The sequence below is a fragment of the Microbacterium sp. SSM24 genome, assembly GCF_025989145.1.
Taxonomy (GTDB): Bacteria; Actinomycetota; Actinomycetes; order Actinomycetales; family Microbacteriaceae; genus Microbacterium.
In genome coordinates this window covers 1801609-1822403 of record NZ_JAPDNQ010000001.1, presented here as the reverse complement: position 1 = coordinate 1822403, position 20795 = coordinate 1801609, and the positions used below count along the sequence as shown (strand labels likewise).

20 protein-coding genes are annotated in these 20795 nt (G+C 68.6%); 5 read left to right on the top strand and 15 right to left on the bottom strand.

The genetic code is table 11. From position 1 onward, the window contains the following. Positions 1-59 precede the first annotated feature (59 nt). The 5 genes from OL358_RS08385 to OL358_RS08365 are packed head-to-tail and all read left to right on the top strand — an operon-like array spanning position 60 to position 5106. Positions 60-1052 (top strand): carbohydrate kinase family protein, encoded by a 993-nt coding sequence (locus tag OL358_RS08385; RefSeq protein ID WP_264709521.1) that lies wholly within the window; start codon positions 60-62, stop codon positions 1050-1052. Beyond that, complete coding sequence (locus OL358_RS08380) at positions 1049-2047, top strand: class I mannose-6-phosphate isomerase (protein WP_264709520.1); 999 nt, start codon at positions 1049-1051, stop codon at positions 2045-2047. The genes OL358_RS08385 and OL358_RS08380 overlap by 4 nt, the downstream gene beginning before the upstream one ends. A gap of 9 nt (positions 2048-2056) precedes the next feature. Beyond that, a complete protein-coding gene (locus OL358_RS08375) occupies positions 2057-3055 on the top strand; it encodes a LacI family DNA-binding transcriptional regulator (protein WP_264709519.1) in 999 nt (332 codons plus the stop codon). 51 nt (positions 3056-3106) lie between these two features. Next, the gene (locus OL358_RS08370; RefSeq protein ID WP_264709518.1) at positions 3107-3805 is read left to right on the top strand and encodes an ABC transporter ATP-binding protein; all 699 of its coding nucleotides are present in this window, start codon (positions 3107-3109) and stop codon (positions 3803-3805) included. Continuing rightward, a complete protein-coding gene (locus OL358_RS08365; RefSeq protein WP_264709517.1) occupies positions 3802-5106 on the top strand; it encodes an ABC transporter permease in 1305 nt (434 codons plus the stop codon). The genes OL358_RS08370 and OL358_RS08365 overlap by 4 nt, the downstream gene beginning before the upstream one ends. Positions 5107-5112: 6 nt before the next feature. Here OL358_RS08365 and OL358_RS08360 read toward each other — a convergent pair whose 3' ends face one another. The 15 genes from OL358_RS08360 to OL358_RS08290 form a co-directional block, all read right to left on the bottom strand. Further along, positions 5113-6351, bottom strand: a complete 1239-nt coding sequence (locus OL358_RS08360) for an allantoate amidohydrolase (protein ID WP_264709515.1) — start codon at positions 6349-6351, stop codon at positions 5113-5115. After that, a complete protein-coding gene (locus tag OL358_RS08355) occupies positions 6348-6992 on the bottom strand; it encodes an amino acid synthesis family protein (protein ID WP_264709513.1) in 645 nt (214 codons plus the stop codon). Before OL358_RS08355 ends, OL358_RS08360 begins: the two co-directional genes overlap by 4 nt. Positions 6993-7024: 32 nt before the next feature. Then, complete coding sequence (locus tag OL358_RS08350; protein WP_264709512.1) at positions 7025-8467, bottom strand: aldehyde dehydrogenase family protein; 1443 nt, start codon at positions 8465-8467, stop codon at positions 7025-7027. Further along, positions 8464-9633, bottom strand: a complete 1170-nt coding sequence (locus OL358_RS08345; protein ID WP_264709511.1) for a M24 family metallopeptidase — start codon at positions 9631-9633, stop codon at positions 8464-8466. The genes OL358_RS08350 and OL358_RS08345 overlap by 4 nt, the downstream gene beginning before the upstream one ends. Next, positions 9630-10316: a GntR family transcriptional regulator gene (locus OL358_RS08340; protein WP_264709510.1), complete on the bottom strand. Its 687-nt coding sequence runs from the start codon at positions 10314-10316 to the stop codon at positions 9630-9632. The genes OL358_RS08345 and OL358_RS08340 overlap by 4 nt, the downstream gene beginning before the upstream one ends. Positions 10317-10336: 20 nt before the next feature. Further along, positions 10337-11518: a M24 family metallopeptidase gene (locus tag OL358_RS08335; protein WP_264709509.1), complete on the bottom strand. Its 1182-nt coding sequence runs from the start codon at positions 11516-11518 to the stop codon at positions 10337-10339. 29 nt (positions 11519-11547) lie between these two features. Continuing rightward, positions 11548-12648: a pyridoxal phosphate-dependent aminotransferase gene (locus tag OL358_RS08330; RefSeq protein ID WP_264709508.1), complete on the bottom strand. Its 1101-nt coding sequence runs from the start codon at positions 12646-12648 to the stop codon at positions 11548-11550. Then, positions 12645-14273, bottom strand: coding sequence for a phytoene desaturase family protein (locus tag OL358_RS08325; protein ID WP_264709507.1), 1629 nt, complete (start codon positions 14271-14273; stop codon positions 12645-12647). Before OL358_RS08325 ends, OL358_RS08330 begins: the two co-directional genes overlap by 4 nt. Positions 14274-14287: 14 nt before the next feature. Then, complete coding sequence (locus OL358_RS08320) at positions 14288-15055, bottom strand: amino acid ABC transporter ATP-binding protein (RefSeq protein WP_264709506.1); 768 nt, start codon at positions 15053-15055, stop codon at positions 14288-14290. Further along, entirely contained in the window at positions 15055-15918 is an 864-nt protein-coding gene (locus OL358_RS08315; RefSeq protein WP_264709505.1) for an amino acid ABC transporter permease, read from the bottom strand. Before OL358_RS08315 ends, OL358_RS08320 begins: the two co-directional genes overlap by 1 nt. A 115-nt stretch (positions 15919-16033) precedes the next feature. Continuing rightward, positions 16034-17440, bottom strand: a complete 1407-nt coding sequence (locus OL358_RS08310) for an asparaginase domain-containing protein (protein WP_264709504.1) — start codon at positions 17438-17440, stop codon at positions 16034-16036. Next, on the bottom strand, positions 17437-18321 hold the full coding sequence (locus OL358_RS08305) for an ABC transporter substrate-binding protein (RefSeq protein WP_264709503.1): 885 nt from the start codon (positions 18319-18321) through the stop codon (positions 17437-17439). The genes OL358_RS08310 and OL358_RS08305 overlap by 4 nt, the downstream gene beginning before the upstream one ends. Positions 18322-18787: 466 nt before the next feature. Beyond that, entirely contained in the window at positions 18788-19375 is a 588-nt protein-coding gene (locus tag OL358_RS08300) for a fasciclin domain-containing protein (protein ID WP_264709502.1), read from the bottom strand. 92 nt (positions 19376-19467) lie between these two features. Beyond that, a complete protein-coding gene (locus tag OL358_RS08295; protein ID WP_264709501.1) occupies positions 19468-20181 on the bottom strand; it encodes an anti-sigma factor in 714 nt (237 codons plus the stop codon). Further along, positions 20168-20716: an RNA polymerase sigma factor gene (locus OL358_RS08290; protein ID WP_264709500.1), complete on the bottom strand. Its 549-nt coding sequence runs from the start codon at positions 20714-20716 to the stop codon at positions 20168-20170. The genes OL358_RS08295 and OL358_RS08290 overlap by 14 nt, the downstream gene beginning before the upstream one ends. Between the last annotated feature and the right edge of the window lie 79 nt (positions 20717-20795).

The window sequence follows — 20795 nt, the reverse complement described above, 5'->3', positions numbered from 1 at the left end:
TGGCGCGCTCGCGGCGCTATCGTCGCTGACAACGTTGTCCATCGAAGGGCCTTCCGCGCATGAGCATCACGGTCGCCGGCCACCTCTGCGTCGACCTCACGCCGTCGCTCAGGGGGGCATTCGTCGCGGAGCCGGGCCGGCTGCACGACGTCGGACCGCTGCGGGCGCGACTCGGCGGGTGCGTCGCGAACACGGGCCGGGCGCTCATGAGGGCGGGGCTCCAGACGACGCTGCGGGCGGATGTCGGCACCGACGCGCTCGCTTCCCTGGTACGCGATCTCGCACGGTCGGAGGGGTTCGCCGCCGACGGACTCGTCTCGCGCGGAGACGCCTCGACGTCGTACAGCATCGTGATCGAGTCGCCCGGCGTCGACCGGTCCTTCTGGCATCACGCGGGCGCCAACGACCTCTTCATCGGAGACGACATCGTCGTCGACGGCACCGACATCCTCCACCTCGGGTATCCCTCACTCCTCGCGAGCATGCGCGCGGCCGACGGTGCGGCGCTGCGCGGGCTCTTCCGCCGAGCCGCCGACGCCGGGACGGCGACATCCCTCGACCTCGCCGTGGTCGATGCAGCGAGCCGGGATGGGACCGACTGGGGCGCCCTCCTCGACGAGGTGCTCCCGCTCACGAGCATCGTGTCGCCGAGCGTCGACGATCTGCGCTCCCTCGCCTCGATGGTCGACCCCGGCTGGATCGACGCGCGTGCCGACGAGCTCGCCCGCGATCTCGTGCGGCGGGGCGCCGCGGTCGCGATGGTCTCGGCCGGCGCGGACGGCCTGAACCTGGCCGTGGCGGACGAGGAACGTCTGGGTCGGGCGGGCGGCGCCGTGGCCCGCCTGCGCGGCTGGGCGGGCGCGGGCATCTCGACTCCGGCGGCGCCGCCGACCCGCATCATCTCGACCAACGGCGCCGGCGATGCCGCGACAGCCGGCCTTCTCGCCGCCGTGGTCGGCAGGCGCACACCCGCTCAGGCGCTGGAGTCCGCGGCGCGATCCGCCGCCGACGCCATCGCCTTCAATGCCGACGACGGGGGTGCGACCCCGTGACGATCGTGGTCCTGGGTGCGAACCAGCCCGCCGATCGGTTCTACCGCGGCGGCGCGCGCATCGACGCCTTCCGCGGGTCGCCCGTCGGTCCCGACCGGCGGCCGGAGGACTGGATCGGGTCGGCGACTGCGCTCGCGGGCCAGGATCGCCTCGGGCTCTCGGTGCTGCCCGACGGGCGCCTGCTGTCGGATGCCGTGGAGTCCGACCCGCTCTCGTGGCTCGGGGCCGCGCACGTCGCTGCGTTCGGAAGCGCGACGATGCTGCTCGTGAAGCTCCTCGACGCCGGCCAGCGTCTTCCGGTGCACGCGCACCCCGACGACGCCTTCAGCCGCGCCGTACTTCATCGCCCGGTCGGCAAGGCCGAGGCCTGGTACATCCTCGAGGGCGGCGACGTGCATCTCGGGCTCGCGCAGTCGGTCTCGCGGGAGAGCCTCGCGCAGCTCGTGCGCGAGCAGGACACCCGGGCGCTCCTCGACCTGCTGCACACGCGTTCGGTGGCGCCCGGCGACGTCGTCTTCGTGCCTCAGGGAGAGCTGCACGCCATCGGGGAGGGCGTGTTCCTGCTCGAACTCCAGCAGCCGGAAGACCTGTCCATCCTGCTCGAGTGGTCGGGGTTCGAGCTGGACGGCGAGGCGGACGGCCACCTCGGGATCGGCTTCGAGCGAGCGCTCGACGCGGTCCGCACGCTGGCCACGACACCGGCGGAGCTCGACGCGCTCGTCATGCCGGCCGGTCAGGGCTCCAGCGTGCTGCCCGTGGCGTCGCATCCGTTCTTCCGTCTGGCCCGGTGGACCGACCCCGCGGGCGTCTCGCTGGAGCCGGGCTTCGCGATCGTCGTGGTGGAGGAGGGCGCGGTCGTCGTGACGCCCGAGACCGGCCCGGCGGTGCCCCTGCGCCGCGGCGAGACCGCAGCCGTCGCCCACGCGTCCGGCCGAGTGCGGTTCGACGGGGAGGGCACCGTCCTGATCTGCCGTCCGCCGGACCCGCGAGGGTGAGGTGAGCACGTGCCGAAGCGCGACCGACCGACGATGATCGACGTGGCCGCGGACGCCGGCGTGAGCCTGAAGACCGTCTCCCGCGTGATCAACGGCGTCGCGACGGTCGATGCCGTGCTCGTCGAGAAGGTGACGGCATCCATCGAGAAGCTCGGCTTCCGCCGCAACGTCATGGCCGCCAATCTGCGGTCGGGCGCGTCGGACACCATCGGCCTCGTCACCGCGGATCTCGCGAACTCGTTCTACACCTCTCTCGCCGCCGCGGTCTCGGCGGTGGCCGTGCGGCAGGGATACCAGGTGATCATGGCGAGCACGGACGAGGATCCGGCCGCCGAGCGGGCGCTCGCGCTGGACCTGTGCCAGCGCCGGGTGAGCGGCCTCATCCTGGTTCCGTCGGGCCATGACCAGGGCTACCTGCAGCACGAGATCCGGATGGGGACGCCCGTCGTGTTCCTCGACCGTCCCGCCGTCGGCGCCACCGGCGACGCCGTGCTCATCGACAACAGGGGCGGCGCCGAGCGGGCCGTGCGCGAGCTCGTGGCAGAGGGGCATCGGCGCATCGCGCTGCTGTTCGACTCACTGGCCATCTTCACGATGAGCGAGCGGCTCGAGGGTGTGAAGGCGGCGCTGACGGATGCCGGTCACGAGATCGATCCGCGCCTGCTCGCGACCGATCTCCACACTCCCGAGCTCGCACGCTCTGCCCTCGAGGCGCTACTCGCTGCCCCTGACCCGCCAACGGCGGTGTTCTGCGCGAACAACCGGGCGACGATCGGCGCGGTCGAGGCCCTCGTCGCCGCGGGCAGTCAGATCCCCGTCGCGGGCTTCGACGACTTCGAGGCGTCGCGACTCCTTCCCTTTCGCGTGCGCCTCGTCGACTACGACACGCCGCGGCTCGGCATCGCCGCGGCCGAGCGGCTCTTCGCGCGGATCGGCGGCGACACGACCGATCCCGGCGTGATCGTGCAGCCCACGCACCTGGTGGACCGCGGCGGTCCGGTGCGGTGATCTCGAGGGTCTCCGACTCGGGCAGGATGGTGAGAAGCGATCAGGAGAGCCATGAACATGCCGATCATCTCGGTCAGGGACGTGCACAAGTCCTATGGCCGTGGCCAGAACCGCTTCGACGCCCTCCGCGGCGTGAGCTTCGACATCCACGAGGGCGAGAGCATCGCGATCGTCGGCAAGAGCGGCTCGGGCAAATCCACGCTCATGCACGTGCTGGCACTCCTGGATGCCCCGTCGTCGGGCACCGTCGAACTCGAAGGGGTCGACACCTCCACCCTGCGCGGCGGGCGGCTGAACCGGACCCGCAACAAGACCTTCGGGTTCGTCTTCCAGCAGTTCTTCCTCACGGGCAACTCGTCCGTGCTCGAGAACGTGATCCTGCCGCTGAAGATCGCCGGCGTGGGGCGCGCGGAGCGCCTCCGCCGCGGCCACGCCGCGCTCGAGCAGCTCGAGCTCGACGACAAGGCCAAGAACAAGGCGGTCAACCTCTCCGGAGGACAGAAGCAGCGCACGGTCATCGCGCGTGCCCTCGTGAACAATCCGCGGATCATCTTCGCCGACGAGCCGACGGGCAACCTCGACACCGCCACCGGCGCGATCGTCGAAGACATCCTGTTCGGGCTGAACCGCGAGAACGGGATCACGCTCATCGTCGTCACGCACGACGAAGACCTCGCGAGCCGGTGCGATCGACGCCTGTTCATCCGCGACGGCCTGCTGGTCGAGGACTCCGCGGCGGTGCCCGCGTGAGGACCATCGACCTGATCGGCTCCGCCATCGCGAACACCTTCCGCTCCAAGACCCGCACGATCCTGACGATCCTCGCGATCTTCGTCGGCGCCTTCACCCTCACTCTCACGAGCGGGCTCGGCACCGGGATCAACGCCTTCATCGACGACACCGTCACGTCGATCGGCGCGTCCGACGTGATGACGGTCACGACGACCCCCGACGGGGCGACCGGGGTCGATGCCACCGACCCCGTCGAGTACAACCCGGATGCCATCGCCAGCGGCCAGCCCGGCCCTCCCGGGACGACCGTGGTCGCCCTCACCCCCGAAGACCTCGACACGATCGCCGGGATCGAGGGCGTCACCGACGTCGTGCCCACACGCTCGATCCGGCCGGACTACATCCAGGCCGGCGACGGCACCCAGTACGTGATCGGCGTCGGGAGCCTCATCGCGGGGCAGACCATTCCGCTCGAGGCGGGAGCCGAACCCGACGACAGCGCCACCGAGCTGCAGCTCGTGCTGCCGGTCGCGTTCGTCGAGCCGATGGGCCTCGGCGACCCCGAGAGCGCCATCGGACAGACCGTGTCGATCGCGCTCACGGACGCCGAGCGCACCCAGCACGTCGTCGACGCGACCATCGTCGGCGTCGCAGAAGAGGGCCTCGCCTCACCGAGCGGTGCCGCCATCGTGCCGAACGCGGCCCTCAGCGACGAGCTCTTCGACGCCCAGAGCATCGGCCTGCCCGCGGACGACGTGGAACGGTACGCGCAGGCGAGCGTCTTCTTCGACCCGGCTTCCACGGCCGAGGAGGTTCAGGCGCTGAAGGACCGTCTGGCCGACGCCGGCTACACCGGATCGACGGTCGCCGACCAGCTCGGACTCTTCAAGACCGTGATCGACGGGATCGTGCTCGTCCTCAACGCGTTCGCGATCATCGCCCTCCTCGCAGCCAGCTTCGGTATCGTGAACACGCTGTACATGTCGGTGCAGGAGCGCACCCGCGAGATCGGGCTCATGAAGGCGATGGGGATGGGCAACGGGCGCGTGTTCAGCCTGTTCAGCCTCGAGGCCGCCTTCATCGGCTTCCTCGGCAGCGCGATCGGGGTGGCCGTCGCCATGCTCGCGGGCAGCGCGCTGAGCTCCGCGCTCTCGACATCGCTGCTGGCGGACCTCCCCGGACTGACGCTCATCGCGTTCGACCCGGTCTCCATCGCCGGCATCATCATCGTCGTCATGCTGATCGCGTTCCTCGCGGGAACCCTGCCGGCGGCACGGGCCGCCCGCGCCGACCCGGTGGAGTCGCTCCGCTACGAGTGACGGATGTCAGCAGAGCTCGCTGAGGACGTCGGCCAGAGCGAACACGCCCGCATGGCGGTCACGACGATCGACGAACTCGAGCGGCGAATGCGAGGTACCCGTCTGATTGCGCACGAACACCATCGCTGTCGGCACCCCGGCGTTGGAGAGGATTCCGGCGTCATGACCGGCGGCCGTCGTCAGCAGCGGTAGGTCACCGAACCGAGGTGCGAGCGCCGCGGAGAGCCTGTCGGTGAGGTCCTTCTCGAACGAGATTCCAGGCGTCCACGACTCCTCCTGGGCAGACGTTCCAGTGGCCGCTTCTGCGTCGGACACCACCTGGCGCACGCGCTCATCATCTTCCGCTCGCACGTCGAGCCACGCGCGCACGAGCGACGGGATCGCATTGACGCCGTTCGGCACGACCTCGATGCGGCCGACAGTCGCGACGGCGCCCGCAGCAGCGGCCGACTCGCGCGCGGCCAGCACGAGGTCAGCGAGCCGAAGCGTCGGATCGTCCCGATCGACGAGCGCTGTCGTACCCGCGTGATCCGCCCTTCCGGACAGGTCGAATCGCCAGCGCCCGTGCGGCTGAATCGACGTGCCGATCCCGATCGGAGCACCGCAACCGTGCAGGCCGTGCACGACTGATCCGTCGGGGGCAGCGATCGGCACCCGGCCCTGCTCCACATGCAGCTCGATGAAGGCGCCGAGACGAGCGACGCGCGCAGGGTCCGAGCCGACCCGCGAAGGGTCGTGACCGACCGACCGCATCGCCTGCTCCATCGACACGCCGTGGACATCGGTGAGCGACAACGCACGTTCACGGGAGAGCTGTCCGGTGAGCAGCCGAGATCCGGCGCACGCGACTCCGAACCGTGCCCCCTCTTCGTCAGCGAAGGCGACGACCGCGACCGGGCGAGCGGGCGTAACTCCGCTCGCCTGGAGCGCGTCGATCGCGCTGAACGCGGAAACCACGCCGAGCGGACCGTCAAAGCCACCGCCGTCGGGCACCGAATCGAGATGCGACCCGACGGCGAGCGCATCGCCGGCGTCAGGATCTCCCCACCAAGCCCACAGATTGCCGTTTCCGTCGGTCTCGACGTCGAGCCCTCTGCGTCGCGCGTTCACCTGAAACCACGCACGACAATCCATGTCGGCGTCGCTCCAGGCGTAGCGTCGATATCCCCGAGACTGGGCGTCGCGTCCAATAGGTTCGAGCTCCGCCCACATCCTGTCGAAGCCGTCGCGGATCGAGTTGCTCACGCGCCCTCCGGCACCTTCGCATCCCCTGCGGTCGATCGCGCCCGAATGTGATCGGTAGTGAGATCGCCGACGCGCGCATGCACTCGCGGACCGCCCGTAGCTGCGAAGGCGATCACCATCTCGTCCGCGTGCGGGGCATCGGCGATTGCGAGATCGACCGACTGATAGTAGTTCCGGATCGCGCGCTCGGTCTTGTGATTCGTGGGGATGGCGAGGGAAGTGCCCGCCGAGCCACGACGCTCTGCGGCGCTGATTCCTGCGGTTCCCCCGACCAGGAGGCGGAAGTTCGGTCCGAAAGCCGGACCGTGGAGGATTCCGGATGCATGCTCGATCTCCCCGTCGAGGCCGACGATCGCGCCCTTGCCGAACCCATGGATGGCATCCTGACCACCGAACACCTCCAGCATTCGCCCGGCCAGAATCTCGCTGAGGAGGTTTCCGACGCGATTCATCTCGTCCCAGAGGTCATCGACGTATCCCATTCCCGCCCAAGGGTTGCGGATGACCGCAGCCACGACGGCGCGACGAAGCGGCTGTGCAGCGGCGACGCCGCCCTCCACGAGGACGTCGTCCACCGTCACCACGAGTCGCCGCGCTTTCACACTCGAGAGTCGGGCGGTGTATGCATCGATTTCGATCATTGGATTCCTTTTCCCTTGCTAGATCGGTCGCTTCAGTAGCCGAGGTACACGGTCTTGACGCGAGTGAAGAAGTCCGTCGCCGTGAATCCCTGTTCGCGGAAGAGCCCGTTGGATGAAGACCTGTTCCCGCCGAAAGGCGCGTTCACGTCTGTCCCGGTCGTCTGCCGGTTGATCTTGATGACGCCTGCATCGGCGCGGCCCGCGAAGTTCATCGCAGCCGAGAGGTCATCGGTCACGATCCCGGCGGAGAGTCCGTACTCCGTGTCATTCAGCAGATGAAGGGCATCGTCCGGCGAATCGGCGACAAGGACGCTCAGCACGGGCCCGAACACCTCTTGGCGCGCGAGGGCACTGTCCGGGTCGACGTTGCGGAGGATGGTCGGCTCGAGGAAGCGCCCCGACGCCGTCCCGCCCGTCACCACGTCGGCACCGTCCGTCAGAGCACGCTCGATGTATCCGAGGTCTGTCGACAGCTGCTGGTCGGTGACGACGGGACCCATCGACGTCCGAGGATCAAGTGGATCGCCCGTGACGATCGCCGCGGCGCGGGCAGCGAGTGCATTCAGCATCCGGTGCTCGTCCGCTCGGGTGACGATCACCCGGCTGGTCGCCGTGCACGCTTGCCCCGTCAACCCGAACGCTCCGCGAACGCAGATGTCCGCGGCCCGCTCCGCGTCGGCGTCGGGGAGGACCACGACTGCGTTCTTCCCACCCATCTCGAGCTGCACCCGCGCCATGCGCGCTGCGGCCGCGAGGTTGATGCCCCGGCCGACTGCGGTCGACCCGGTGAAGCTCACGGCAGCGACCCGCGGGTCGTCGACGAGTGCCTGGCCGGCCCGCGACCCGGAGCCGTGCACCACGTTCAGCACACCGCGCGGGATACCGGCCTCGATGAAGCACTCCAGCAGCGCCTGCGTGGTGGCGGGCACGAACGACGACGGCTTGAGCACGATGGTATTGCCCGCCACGAGCGCCGGCCCGGCCTTCCACACGGGAATAGCCAGCGGGAAGTTCCACGGAGTGATGACCCCCACGGTCCCCACCGGTTCGCGCGTCGTGTACAGGTGCGTCCGATCATCGGACGAGGGCAGCGTCGCCCCGAGCGCCTGCCAGCCCTGCGCGGCGTAGAAGGTGAGCATCCGCACGGCACGATCGACCTCTCCCTCTGCCTCGGCGAGCGTCTTGCCCTCCTCGCGAGCCAGCAGGGTCGCCACCTCGGGCGCCCGTCCAGCGAGCACCCTCCCCGCAGCAGCGAGGATCTCGCCGCGGCCCTGAGCGGGCATGGCGGCCCACGCCGCTTGCGCTGCCTGGGCCTGTTCGATGGCGAGGGACATGACGCTCTCGTCCGCGTCCGGCGCGAGCGAGACGAGTTCCGCGGGCTGCGCGGGGTTGAACCGCTGCTCCGTCCGCTCGCCGACCATCCACTCGCCGCCGATGAAGTGGGCCGCGCCGATGGTTTCCGTGGTGCTGTTCATGACGCCCTCCCGTAAGCGCGCGCGTCCGTGGAGCGCGGGAGCGACGTCAGCGACCGCCCACCGTCCTTCCCGACGACCACGGTCTCGGTGCACCCTGCCGCGCCGAGCCCGGGAAGCTTCAGAATGGGGATGACGTGGAAGACCATGTTCTCGCGCACGATCCGCCGGTCCCCGGGCTTGAGATCGATGATGTGCCCCTCGCCCAGGCCGGGCGGGAAGGATAGCCCGAGCGAGTACGCGGATCGATTCGTCCACCGCGATCCCCATCCGTGGTCATCGACGACCGCGCGTCCGATCGCGTCGAGTTCACCTGTCGTCACACCGTCCCGGGCGGCGTCGACCATCGCCCCGACCGCCCGCGATGCTGCCTCGAAGGCACGGGCGAGTTCCTGCGCCACGCCCTCCTGCGCCACCGTGCGGCTGACACAGGCGTGATAGCGCTGCACCGATGCCGGGATTTCCATCCACACCGGCGAGCCCGCGTCGATGGGTCGACGGTCGTGGGTGGCGTGAGACGAGGCCGATGCGGCGCCGCCGACGACATACGCCGGTGAGCCGGTGTAGCCGCTTCCCTGCCGAGCGAGCTCCGCGTGCACCGCGGCGGCAACGTCGCTGTCGGTGGCGGCGTCGCGCACGGCGCGCGCCCCGGCGGCGAACGCCGCATCGGCGATGGATGCAGCCTGAGCGATGAGTTCGAGTTCCGCCGGCGACTTGATCGCACGTGCGGCTTCCACGAGGCCCCCGGCCGGGATGACGCGCGCTGCGCCGAACTGCGCGCGAAGCGACTCGACGGCCAGCGGCGGCAGCCACGTCGTGAGGTGGTCGTAGCCGACCGTCGAATCCGGTGCCACGCGTGCCAGTGTGTCGAGCAGAGTGTCGTGCGCGCTGTCGAGGTCGGAGATGACCGCGACGTCGGTGATCCAGGAGTGCTGATGCGCGTTCGAGACCTCGATGTTGCGCAGGACCAGCCAGGGCTCATTCGCCACCGGCACGACGAGGGCCTGGAACACGTGATAGCCGGTGGTCGCGAACCCCGTGAGGTAGCAGATGTTCTCGGGCGCCGTCACGACGAGGACGTCGACGCGAGCGCGCGCCATCTCCTCACGCACGCGACGCAGTCGGCCGTGATACTCCGTGAGCGCGAACGCCAGTGCATCATCGCTCACTCGGCATCCACTTCGTCCATGGTCGCAAGCATGTGCGTGAGAACCTCGCGGACGTGGACCCGCATGTAGTTCTCTGCTTCGTCGCCATCGCCACGAGCGATGGCATCGGCCACCTCGATGTGACGATGCGCCGAATCGGCCTGAAAGACCCGCGGCGCGGGACGGATGTTGCGCAGCGTCTGCGAGAGATCGAGCGCGTTGCGTGCGTACCTCGCGAGCTGAGGCGATCCGGACAGCCGGATGACGGACTCGTGGAACTGCGAGTCGAGCGCACGGAACGCTGCGACGTCGTCACCCTGGGCAGCGTCCACCGTGCGCTGAGCGAGTGCTCGCACCTCGTCGGCGAAGTGCCCTGTCGAGCGTTGCGCTGCCAGACGGGCCGTCATTCCCTCGATCGCTTCACGCACCTCGAACGCGGCGATGAGCGCCTCCCGTGTCGGAGCGGTGACGCGCACACCGCGGTCGTGGACGGTGACGAGACCCGCCTCCTGAAGGTGGATCACGGCTTCTCGCACGGGTGTGACGCTCACACCGCACAGTCGCGCCAGTCGCGGGACGGAGATGTCCGTACCCGTCGGAATCGCCCCGCTGACGATCGCCTCGCGGAGCGTCGTGGCGGCGCGCGAAGCAAGGCTCTCCACCCGCCCAATGGGCTGGATGTCGATCAAGCCGTCTACAGACATGAGAACCTCGATTGCTAGGGCTAAACGCTTGGGACTGTTGTATCGAGTGCAGGTGCGTCAGCGGAAGTGAGCACTCGACGGGGCAGGGTCGACAGGAAGCGGGTCTCGTCCGCTTCGACAGCGAAGGTATCGGTGCAACCGACGGCCGCCAGGCCGGGCACACGCAGCGTCGGGAGGATGTGGAACACCATCCCCACCTCGATCGGCCGCTCGTCGCCAGCCCTGATATCGAGGACGTCCCCCTCGCCGAGCCCGGGCGGGTAGGCGATCCCCATGCTGTACCCGCCGCGGTTCGGCCAGTACTCAGGCGGCACTTCGGCCTCGACGAGCGACCGGCCCGCTCGATCGACCTCCCCGATCGTCGTGCCGGGACGTGCAGCCAGCCGCATCGCCTCTCCTGCCGCTGCAGACAGCTCGAAGTAGCGCTGCAGCTCCTCGGTCGGCTCCCGCCTGGTCACCGTCCGCGTCAGCACGCCGTGATAGCGGCCGATCGATGCGCAGACCTCGAGCCGAAGCGGCTCATCATCGCGGACGGTCCGGCGTGCGTGCGTCGTGTGCGAGACGAGCGAGGACACCCCGGGGACGATGTAGGCGGGCGAGCCGGTGTACTCGCCGCCGAGCTCGGCGACGCGGGCGAGTGCCGCAGATGCGACCTCGCTGTCCGTAGTCGTATGCCCGAACGCGCCGAGGCCCGCAACGATCCCGGCCTCTGCGAGACGCGTCGCTCGTTCGATCAATTCGATCTCCTGTGGAGACTTCAGCCTGCGCGCCCGTTCGACCACACCGGGCGCCTCGACGAGGCGGTCGGCGAGCTCCGTGGCGAGCGCCAGGTACACCTTCGGCGGAAGGAAGAGCGCAGCCGAGTCGAAACCGATGCGCCGGGCACCTCCCAGGGTGATGCGAATCGTCGAAAGCAGGATCGGGGCAGGATCCGAGAGGTTCGCGACGCCGATCGGCACGCTCTCGCCGATCCACGGAAGGTCCGGGATGTTGGTGCGTTCCGTGTTGCGCACCACGAAGGTCAGCGGTCCATCGATGGGGACGATGACGCATTGGAAGATGTGGTACCCGGGCGTCGTGTACCCGGTCAGGTACGTGATGTTCTCGGGACCCGTCACGAGCAGCGCGTCGAGATCCAATGCGGACATCGACGCCCGCACCTGACTCAGGCGGCCGGCGTATTCGTCTTCGGAGAAGTACATCTGTGATTGAGCCCTTTCGTGGCGAGTTTTCAGGAGATTTCGTCGAGGACGCGCGCCAGGCGCGACATCCCCTCGTGCAAGGTGGGGATCGGGACCGAGAACGTGACGCGCAGGAGGCCGGGTGTCCCGAAGGTGGAGTCCTGCGGGAGCTTGACTCCCCCGCGACGAAGTAGCTCGCCGGCTACCGTGAACCCGGCGGAGCGGAGGGTCCCGATCTGCGCCTGGCTGAGCTGGATGCTCTGGTAGATACCACCCCGTGGCCGGACCGCCCGCACGCCCGGCAACGCGGACGCTTGGGCATACGCCTCATCACGAAGGCGCCGGTGCCGGGGCACGTCGGCTGTGTCGACAGGCGAGAGTGTGAGCGCGGCGGTCGCGGCGTGCTGGCTGATCGAGCTCGCGCAGTTCGTCAGCTGACTGTTGACGGCGCCGGCCGCCTCGATCACGGAGCGAGGACCGGCGGCGTAGCCGATCCGCCAACCCGACATCCCGTAGGCCTTCGAAACGCCGTCGGTGACGATGACCCGATCCGGCGGCGCGATCGCCCCGAGGGACGGCGCGTCCCCGTCGTAGGCGAACGCCGAGTAGATCTCATCGCTGACGATCACCGCACGGCTCCTCGTCGTGATCGTGTCGACGATCGCCTGCAGCAGGTCCGCGTCATACATCGCGCCGGTCGGGTTGGCCGGCGTGTTGATGATGACGGCGACCGTATTCTTATCGAGAGCCGCCTCGATGCGGGCCGGGTTCAGCGTGTACTGATCCGCTGCGAAGGTCTGCACCGGTCGGCCCTCGAGCCCCGCACGGCGGATGATGTGCGGATACCCGCCATAGTGAGGCGTGGCGAAGACGACGTTCCCGCCGGGCTCTGCGAGCGCAGACAGGATGCAGAACAGCGTCAGCTTCGCTCCCGCGGAGACGAGCACGTCGTCCGGCGACACCGTGAAGCCCTTATCGACGGCGAACCGCTCGGCGATCCGCTCACGCAAGGGCAGGATGCCTCGCGATCCGGCATACTTCGTGTGCCCTGCCACGATCGCGTCCATCGCCGCCTGGGCCGCAATGGCCGGGGTGTCGATGTCGGGCGCACCCACCCCCAGGTTGATGACGTCCGTCGCTGTCGAGATCATGAGGGCACCGTCTCGGCGTCATCGGCGCGCGGCCCGGCGATATCGCTCAGCACCGCGTGAGCGCTGTTGTGACCGGGGAGCCCGGTGACGGTGCCCCCGGGCCACGCCCCCGACCCGCACAGATACAGTCCGCGGATCGGCGTGCGATATTTCCGCAGCGATGGCGTCGGACGAGCGAAGAACCCGAGCGGCGTCATGTCCCCGTGCTGCTGGTTGCCGCCCACCAGCCCGTACTCATTCTCGAGATCGACCGGGCTGTAGCTGACGCGGTCCGTGACGACGCTGCGGATGTCCGGCATGAACTCCTCGATCGCATCGAGGCAGATCTCGTCGAACTTGTCCTTCATGGACTGGTCCCACGAGCCCTCTGCGAGATCGTACGGTGCGAACCAGACGCTGACAGTCATGAGGTGGCGCCCCTCGGGAGTGAGCGAGTCGTCGGAGAGGGACGGGATGAGTCCCAGCATCTTGGGGCGGGCTGAGACCCGGCCCGCGGCGAAGTCCTGATAGGCGTTCTCGAGATACTCCACCGACGGCGAATAGCGGTACTGGCAGGAGGCGCGCTGAATGGCGTCGTCCTTGCTGGTCGCCGAGCGATGGGTCGGGACTCCGTCCATTGCGAGGATCAGCTTGTACGCACCCCCCGCGGTACTCGCCGCGCCAAGTTCGTTCCTCACCGAATGCGGAACCGCGGCCTCCTCCACGAGTTCGAGCAGGGTCGTCCGCGGGTGAAGGTTCGACAACACGAGGGGCGCGTGGATCTCGACGCCCTCGCTCGTCAGAATTCCGGTCACGGCGTCACCAGCTGTCACGATGCGATCCACCTTCGCGCCGGTGAGGATCTCCACGCCCAGCGCTCTGATCGACCGCTCCATCGCCTCCACGATCGAGCCCATGCCGCCGTGAGGAAGACCCGTGGAACCGCGCAGCGGCGCCCGTCGAGGGTCGTGCGCGGTCTGCCCCGCTCCGACCGCCGAAAGCGGGCGCCGGAGAAGTCCCAGCGGAGAGCCGGGGGTGGACGGCGCGACGTTGCCCGCCGACATCGCGAGACTCGAGAGCAGCGCGAGAAGGTGCGGACTCTGGATCCTCTGTGTCAGCAGGCTCTCGATCGAGCCGAAGAAGATCTGATTGAACGCGTGCTCTAGTTCGGGAGTGTTGAGTCGCGAGGCGACCTCGGCCAGGGTCGGCGGAGCTTCGCGCACCGAGACGCCGATCGCCTGGGCGAAGTCGTCGAAGAACGCCAGGACCTCGAAGTAGGCGTCGACGTCGTTCGGCGCGATTCGGGCGATCTCGTCGCGCACCTTCCCTCGATCGCGCCACGCCAGCAGCGCATCGCCATCGGCGAGCGGGAAGACCATGGTCGGGTCGGGTCGCTCATACGCCAGGCCGAACTCCTCGAGACGCATGTCGGCCGCGACGATGGGCTCGAGCGCACTCGGCGTGTTGGTCATGGCTCCCCGGAAGCCCGGGAAGAACTCGATCGGCGCGACCAGCCCGCCGACCAGCTCCCGCTGCTCGACGACCAGGACTTTCAGCCCCGCGCGGGCGAGGTAGAAGGACGCGACCAGCCCGTTGTGACCGCCACCGACGATGAGGGCGTCGTACGTTGTCGCACTCGGTTGCATTGCTCGGTCTCCAATCAGCTCGCGAAGGCCGAGCGGGCCAGGAAGGCGCGCAGCGGTTCGCAGGTGGGGTTCGTGAACAGATCGTCGGGTGCTCCGCTGGCGGCGATGGCTCCTTCGTGCATGAAGACGATCCGGTCGCTCACCTCGCTCGCGAACCGGAGCTCGTGCGTGACGATGATCATCGTCATGCCGTCACGTGCCAGATCGCGAACGACGTCGAGCACTTCGCCGACGAGCTCGGGATCGAGCGCCGAAGTGGGCTCGTCGAAGAGCATCAGCTGCGGCTTCATCGCGAGCGCCCGGGCGATCGCGACACGTTGCTGCTGGCCGCCGCTCAAAGAGAGGGGGTACTGGGCCGCCTTGTCGGCGAGCCCGACACGATCGAGCAGCGCCATGGCCGACTGTCGAACCTCCTGCTTGGGCACGTTGAGCACCCTCATCGGCGCCTCGGTCACGTTCTCGAGCACCGACATGTGGGGAAACAGGTTGAAGTGCTGGAAGACGATACCGATCCGGCGGCGATTCTTCGCGACCAATCGTTCGGGGAGTTCGTGGAAGCCGTCTCGCTGCTCGCGATACCCGATGGGCGTGCCGGCCACTCGGATCGATCCCGCGTCGATCGACTCGAGATGATTGATGCATCGGAGCAGCGTCGTCTTCCCCGAGCCCGAACGGCCGATGAGAGACACGACCTCGCCCTCCTCGACCGGGAGCGAGACGCCCTTGAGCACTTCCAGGTTGCCGAATCTCTTGCGGACATCCTTGATCTCGACAAGGCTCATCACTTCTCCTCCGCTCGGCTTCGTGCATTCGTGACCGGTCGATGGGCGCGATTGATGCGGCGCTCGACGAAATACTGCGCGAGCATCAGGACGGACGTGCAGATCAGGTACCAGACGGACGCGACAACGAGCAGCGGGATGGGCTGGAAATTGCGCGAGAAGATCTGCTCGGCGTTGTAGAGCAGGTCGCCGATCGACAGCACGCTGACGAGCGACGTGTACTTGAGCATGCCGATCATCTGGCCGAACGTCGCGGGAATGATCACCCGGGTGGCCTGCGGCATGACGATGCGGCTGAACGTCTGCCAGGGCGACATCCCCAGTCCCCGAGCCGCTTCCACCTGTCCACGCGGGACGGACATCAGACCGCCGCGGATGATCTCGCTCATGTACGCGGCCTCGTTGAGACCGAGCCCAAGGATGGCTGCGAGCATGGGCGTGATCACGGTGTTGGTGTCCCACGAGACCCAGGGCTCGAGGAAGGGCACTCCGATCGAGATCGTAGGGTAGAGCGCGGCGAGGTTGTAGAAGAACACGAGCTGCACGAGGGTCGGGACCCCGCGGAAGAGCCACGCGAAGAACCATGCGAATCCGCTGAGGACGCGGTTCGACGACATGCGCCACACGGCGACGACGGTCCCGAGCACGACGCCGAGCACCATGCTGACGGCGGTCAGCATGAGGGTGACGAAGAGCCCGTCGATGATCTGCGGGTTGAACAGGTACTCGAGGAAGGTGCCCCAGCGGAACGCCTCGTTGGTCACCATGGAGATGAGGATCTGCGCGATGATCAATGCCGCCACGACCACGGCGATCCAGCGCCAGCGGTGCCGCGCAGGGTACACCTGCGGGGGCGCGGCCACGGAGCTCTCCATGAGCTGTCGCGCGCTTGCCATCATGACTGATCCGCTTTGCTCGGCGGCGGGCTCAGGCTCAGCGTGTTGCACGTGGTTGTCGATCTCACGGCCTCTCCTGCTTTCAGTGGGTATCGAAGATGTGCTGCAGCTTGGCGGTATGTTCGGCGGTTGCGGCGCGCTCGGCGTCGGTCGGTGCGTTGGGGTCTGCCGCACGGGGGGCCGCTCCGCACCGAAGGAGGGCCGCCATCAGCAGGATGCGCGCCTTCTGGGCGGGCAGCCCTGAGGCGGCGATGAAAGGCTCGGGCGGGCTGAGGGCGGGTCCTGCCGGCTGTCCGCGCCCTGTCCACACCACCGGCATCCCCGCGAAATGCGCGGCGCGAAGCGTGCGCTCGATCTCGATCGTCGCCCAGCCGTTCTGCGCCAGACCCTCGAGAACGAATCCGCCGAAGTCCGCGACCCGAGCGAGCTGCTCGACGCGGTGCTCGATGGAGCCGGGATCGAGGGCGGCCGAGAGCTCGTACCGGCCGTACTTGACGATGTCGACGGCGACGCGCAGTGATTCGACGACGCGTGACGGGTCCCCCGTGGTGACCTGGACGTCGCCGCGCAGACCCGCTACCCGTCGAGGCAGGCGGGAGATGTTCACTTCGGATGCGGCGAGCGCTCGCCGGGTCGGGAGGTGATGGAGACCCAGTCGCTCGATCCCGTCGACGGCCGCGAGCGGACCGTAGAGGCCGGCGCTGTAGCCGCCCGGGCGCGCGGCTGCCTTGATGACGTCGCGTCCGCTGTATACCAGTCCGTCGGTGACGAGCACGGGTCCGATCGGCATTCGCGTGTCCCAGGCGCGCGAGACGATGAAGCGCACGCCATCGACGATGTTGCGCGGACCGTCGTGACTCATGCTCCTGTGCAGCCGCTGTGCAACCTGCCCGACGATCGGCTTGCGCGTGTCGATGAGCAGGCCGAGCCAGTAAAGCGTCTCCTCGATGACGGGAGTGCCCTCCAGCCATTGGATGCCGGTGCACGGCGCGTCCGCGACATCCTGCACCGTGTTGGTGATGCGCATCAGCGCGGAGAAGTCCGGCTCACTTCGATGCGGGCCGTCACCGTAGGCGAAGTAGTCGACGCCCGCCCGCTCGCCTGGGACCGCGCCCGGCGCGCCCGCGCGATGGTGAGTGAAGTCCGCCTGCCGAGCGAGCACGAACGGGTGTCCGTCGTCATCGACCTCGAGTTCATCGATCTCTTGGTAGAGGCGCTCTGCGCTCGGAAAGAAGGTCTGGTCGGGGGTGGCGTCGGCGCCGACAGGGAGTGGCACCAGCGAGCCCGCCGGTAGCGTCCGCGCCGTGATCCCTTCCTGGTCGCGAATCTGCGGGTGCGAACTGCCGAGGTCCACCTCCACCTCGATCGTCCGTGCGACGCGTTGAGGCACGAGCGCGCCCGATCCCGGCACGATCTGCGTGGTGTTCACAATGGTCGCGGTGGGTCCGGTGATGACCGCGATGTGGGGGCGGACCTCGGCTGCGATCACTCGGTCGCCCCGTTCAACGTCGCGGTGTCGACTGCGATGCCGGCCACGCCCCACTCATCGAGAATCTGGTCGTACGTTCCGTCGTCGATCAACGACTGCACGATCGCCTGCAGCGCCTCGGCGATGTCCGTGCGATCCTTGTTCACCGCGATTCCGGTCAGCGGGCTGTCGGTGAGCTTGAACGGTTCGCCAGCGATCGCGAACGCGCCATCGGACTCCTCGACCGCCCAGGCCGCCGCGGCGGTGGACCCGAAGACAGCGTCAACACGTCCCGACGCCATGGCCGTCTGGGCCTGTGGGTTGCTCGGCGAAGTGAGGATCTGGATGGGATCCAGTCCCTCGGCCACACACTCGTCGTCCGACATCCGGCCGAGGTAGGTCTCCTCGATCGAGCCGGCGCCGACCCCGACCTTCAGCCCGCAGGGCGGGATGTCGATCTCGTTGCCGTCCATGACGAGGAACGACTGCGCCGCGCCGTAGACGCCGACCACGTTGACGACTTCCTGTCGCTCGCGGGAGTCCAAGAAGCTGATGCCTCCGTCGTAGCGGCCCGCCTCGATGCCGGTGAGGACGCTCGCGAAGTCCACCCGCTGGTAGTCGATCTCGAGCCCGACGCGATCGCCCACGGCCTGGAGGATGTCGACCATGTAGCCCGTGGGAGTCGTCCCATCGTCCTCCATGAAGTTGTCCGGCGGGTAGTCGAGCGAAGCGCCGATGATCAGACTTCCGCGATCACGGACGTCCTCTGGGAGGAGCGCGACGAGCTCCTGATCCACGGCGCCTGGTTCGGTTGTCGGGCCACCTGGGGTGCTTTCTCCGCCTGGTGTCGAGGCACAGGCGGACAAGCTCAGCGCGAGCGCTGAGGCAACGGCGAGCGCCATTGCTCCACGACGTTTCTTCATGTCTTGCATTGTTTCTCCTCTCGATGTTCGCCACACGCTACTCGCTATAGCGACTTGCATCAAGAGCCGATTCGACGTTGTTCTCAGAACTGCGCTCGCCCGCTCAGGGCGTTGCTCGACGACCTCACCGAGATGGCGGCGGTGGGATCAATCGGCGCGCTGAACGTCGTCGCAATGGCCGACCGGAGCCCCGACTACTCGAGCGAAGGCCTGCTCGACCTGGACGACTGGGAGGAAACCGAGCTCCTCGAGGTACGGGCGCGGCTGGCCCAGCAGGGGCGCTCGAGCGCTACTCGGAGCAGGCCGCCGGGGAGGGAACCGACTCGGACATCACGCTCGGCATCGTCCACCGGGCCGGCGTGGACGATGCGCGGGCTCGGTGAGTCGGCCGTCGCCTCGACGCCGGATGCTGGGGGGTCACCCGGCGGAGGCGGCGGCCGAGTCGTCACATGGCCGGGACGAGCACCCGGTCGATCGTGTGGATGACCCCGTTCGATGCGGGGATGTTGATCGCCCACAGCACGAGACGCGGGTCGCGCAGCGCGGGGGTCTCATCACGGAGGGTGATGCCGCGGGGCTTCACGATGCCGCCGTCGGCCATCGTCAGCGACCGGGCGGTGAGCACCTTCAGGGGTCCGAGCCGCTTTCCGGCGACCACGTGGTACAGCAGGATGTCGGCGATCTGGTCGACCGTGAAGGCGGAGGTGATCGTCGTCAGGGCGTCCGCCTCGCTCGCCGGCGCCGTGCCCGTGAGGTCGGTGACGAGCCGAAGGAATGCGCGGTCGTTCGGCGCGAACACCGTGTACTTCGTCGACGTGTCGGAGAGGGCGCCGTCGAGCCCGGTGGCGAGCACCGCCTGCACGAGGATGTCGTAGTCCCACGGGTTCCTGTCCGGCGTGCCGCCGCCCGATGTCGCGACCGCGACGTCGACGATCGTGCCGGGTGGCGTGCCGCCGTGCGCCTGAGCGGGCGTGGCTGAGAAGACGAGGGCGAGCGCGGCGACCGCCGCGATGGCCAGACGTGACTTCTTCATGGTTCCGATCTCCTTCGATGGGATGCGGCGCGTCCGGGCGGACGGCGTCACCCTGGTATTCGTGCGGAGCGGACGTGTTGGATGCAGCGGCGTCAGGTGAAGTCGAGTTCACCGCGCACGATCGAGTCCCCGGAGTGCGCGGGGTCGGCATCCCGCGGCTCCTGCGAGATGTCGACGAGCACGTAGTCGCGCAGGTCGATGTCGGCCGGCACGACGAAGGTGCCCTCGGATCCGTCGAGCTCCCCGAGGCTGACGAGGGCCGAGGCATCCGCTGTGATCAGCCAGACCTCGCGGAACCCGTCCGCATCGGCGTCGGCGTCGAGGGTCACGGTGACGGTGCGCTCCCCGTCGGACGACTCCGTCACGACGGCCTCCCCCGCCGCGCCGGCGTGGCCGGGGAACGCCGCCAGCGTCGCGGCGGCGATCTCGACGGATGCCGCCGGCCGGACGAGGTTCCACACCCCGACAACCGCCAGCACCGCGGCGACGCTCGCCGCGAGGGTCCACAGCACGCGCGTCCCCCGGCGGCGCTTCGGCCGGGCGTCGGCGGAAGGCGCGACCGGCTCCGCTGCCGCGTCGGCCGCGGGGATGCTCCGCACATCGTCGAGGATGCGCTGCCACACGCGCTCCGGGGGCGCCTCGAGGTCGCCGATCGCGAGCGTGGACCTCCCGACCGCGACGGTCTGCTCGAGCTCGGCGAGCTCGACCGAGCATGCGTCGCACGTGGCGAGATGGGTGCGCTCGGCATCCGTCGTCGTTCCCTCGACGGCGATCAGCGCGAGACGTTCAGGATCAAGATGCGACATGAGACGCCTCCAATCGGCTGCGCAGGCGGATGAGACTTCGGCGGATGTGGCTCTTCACGGTACCGAGGGGCATGTCGAGGCGCGTCGCGATCTGCTGGTGGGTGAGGTCGTCGTAGAACGCCAGCCGCACCACGCGCTGCGCATCGGGCTCGAGCTGGTCGATCTCGTCGGCGAGGAGCAGGCGATCGCCGAGGTCGATCTCGGAGGGAGGATCCTCGCTGAGCGTGTACGCCTGCAGCTTCTCCTGGAGCTCGCGCACGCGCCTCCGCGCCTCGAACGTGTCGGCGATGCGACGCCGCGCGATCGCCACCAGCCACGTGGACATCCTTCCCTTCGCGGGATCGTATGCCGCTCTCGAGGTCCACGCCGAGACGAACGTCTTCTGGGTCACATCCTCCGCGTCTCCGCGGTCTCCCAGCACCCGAAGCGAGAGGGTGAACACGATCGGCGACCAGCGGCGGTAGAGCTGCTCGAGGGCGTGCTCGTCGCCGGCGCGGAACCTCGCGCACAGTGCCCGCTCTTCGTCGTCGTCCACGCTGTTTCGCTCCGCGTTCTCCGGCTTCGGTGCCGGCACACGTGACCGGGATCGCGATCGCGACCACGGTACCGCGCGC